Raw genomic sequence first — 2,271 nt, 5'->3', positions numbered from 1 at the left:
CTGCGGCATCGCACGCGATGCGGTCGGACGCGGTTACTCGGTCTACCTCGCCGAAATGAACGATCTCGCCAGCGGCACGTCGTCCTACTCGACCAAGCTGATCCATGGCGGACTGCGTTATCTCGAACATTACGAATTCCGCCTGGTGCGCGAGGCACTGATGGAGCGCGAGGTGCTGTGGCGCAATGCGCCGCACATCATCTGGCCGATGCGTTTTGTCTTGCCCTACGCCAAGGGCCTGCGTCCGGCCTGGCTGATCAGGCTCGGCCTGTTTCTCTACGACCACATTGGCGGGCGCAAGCTTTTGCCCGCGACCAAGACGCTCGACATGCAAAGCGATGCCGCCGGCAAGCCGCTCAAGCCGATGTTTTCAAAGGCGTTCGAATATTCGGACGGCTGGGTCAATGATGCCCGGCTGGTGGTGCTCAACGCCCGCGACGCTGCCAACCGGGGGGCGGTGATCCGCACCCGGACCAAGGTGACGCGTGCGCGCCGGGACAATGGCCATTGGGCCATCCAGGTCGAAGACACGCGCAGCGGCAAGATCGAAGAGGTCAAGGCGCGGCTGATCGTCAACGCCGCCGGGCCGTGGATCGACCATGTCTTGACCGAGACAGTCGGGCAGAACAACGTCCACAATGTGCGCCTGGTCCAGGGCAGTCATATCGTGGTCCCGAAGAAATTCGATGACCCGCGCGCCTATTTTTTCCAGAACAAGGACGGGCGGATCATCTTCGCCATTCCTTATGAAGAAGACTTCACCCTGATCGGAACCACCGACCAGGATTATGACGGCGACCCGCATATGGCAGAGATCAGCCAGGCTGAGATCGACTATCTCTGCGCTGCGGCGAGCGAATATTTCGCCGAACCGGTGAAGCCCGAGCACATTGTGTGGACCTATTCCGGCGTCAGGCCGCTTTATGACGATGGTGCCAGCAAGGCGCAGGAAGCGACGCGCGACTATGTCCTGAAGTCGGATGGCGGCGAGGGTAAGGTGCCGATCGTCAACATCTTTGGCGGCAAGATCACCACCTACAGGCGTCTTGCCGAGTCGATGCTCGATATCATCGAAAAGCATCTGGGCAAGAAGGGCAAATCCTGGACAGCGACAGCAGCCCTGCCTGGCGGCGAGTTTGCGGCAACCGCATTCGACGCCGAAGTGGTGAAACTCAAGGCCGCCTATCCGTTCCTCGACATGCGCCTCGCCCGTCGCCTGACCCGGCTGTATGGCACGCGGGCAAAAGCCCTTTTGGGCCTCGCCAAATCCGAAGCCGAGCTGGGATGCAATTTCGGCGCCGACCTCTACGAGGCGGAGGTGCGCTACCTCGTCGACCATGAGTGGGCGGTGACGGCAGAGGACATTTTGTGGCGACGCACCAAGCGCGGTCTCAAGCTCGGCAAGGAGCAGGCCGCGTCACTCGATGAATTTCTGCAAGGAATAGGCACGAGAGCCGGCAACGCGGCGGCCTAGCTACCAACCTTGCCGACGGCTAATAACCTGTCGAGCGCAATATCGCACGGCGTCGATTTGTAAGGGGAGACGGCACCATACCGCCTCCCCTTCATGCAGCAGGAGAGGGAAAATGAGCGGCTTCATTCTGGCGATAGATCAGGGCACAACATCCAGCAGGGCGATTGTTTTCGATGCGGCGATGAAGCTCGCCGGCTTAGGCCAGAAGGAATTCACCCAGCATTTCCCCGCCTCCGGCTGGGTCGAACAYGACCCGGAGGAAATCTGGGATAGCGTTGTCTCTACCTGCAAGATCGCACTCGAAAAGGCTGGAAAGGCCGCTGGCGACATTTCGGCGATCGGCATCACCAACCAGCGCGAAACGGTCGTCATCTGGGACAAGGTATCAGGCAAGCCGATCCAAAATGCGATCGTCTGGCAGGATCGGCGCACAGCATTGCTCTGCGCCAACCTCAAGAAGCAAGGGCTGGAGCCGCGCTTCACCAAAAAGACCGGCTTGCTGCTCGATCCCTATTTCTCCGGCACCAAGATCGCCTGGCTGCTCGATCATGTGAAGGGCGCGCGCAAGCGGGCCGAGCGCGGCGAGTTGCTCGCCGGCACGATCGACTCGTTCCTGATCTGGCGCCTGACCGGCGGCAAGGTGCACGCGACCGACGCCACCAACGCCTCACGCACTTTGGTCTACAACATCGAGAAAAACGCCTGGGACGCCGAATTGCTCGACATCCTGCGCATCCCCGCAGTGATGCTGCCCGAGGTCAAGGATTGCGCCGCCGACTTCGGGGTCACCGATAGAT

At 60.8% G+C, this 2,271-nt stretch carries 2 protein-coding genes; both read left to right on the top strand.

All coding sequences use genetic code 11. From position 1 onward, the window contains the following. A partial coding sequence (glpD, locus tag AC1DUU_RS29930) for a glycerol-3-phosphate dehydrogenase (protein ID WP_476786946.1) occupies positions 1-1,474 on the top strand: 1,474 nt, incomplete at its 5' end. 112 nt (positions 1,475-1,586) lie between these two features. Further along, positions 1,587-2,271, top strand: a 685-nt coding sequence (locus tag AC1DUU_RS29925; protein ID WP_476786945.1) for an FGGY family carbohydrate kinase, incomplete at its 3' end; no start/stop codon positions are given.

It is taken from the genome of Aminobacter sp. P4_H6_2 (genome assembly GCF_056400805.1).
This window is presented reverse-complemented; position numbering and strand designations above follow the sequence as displayed.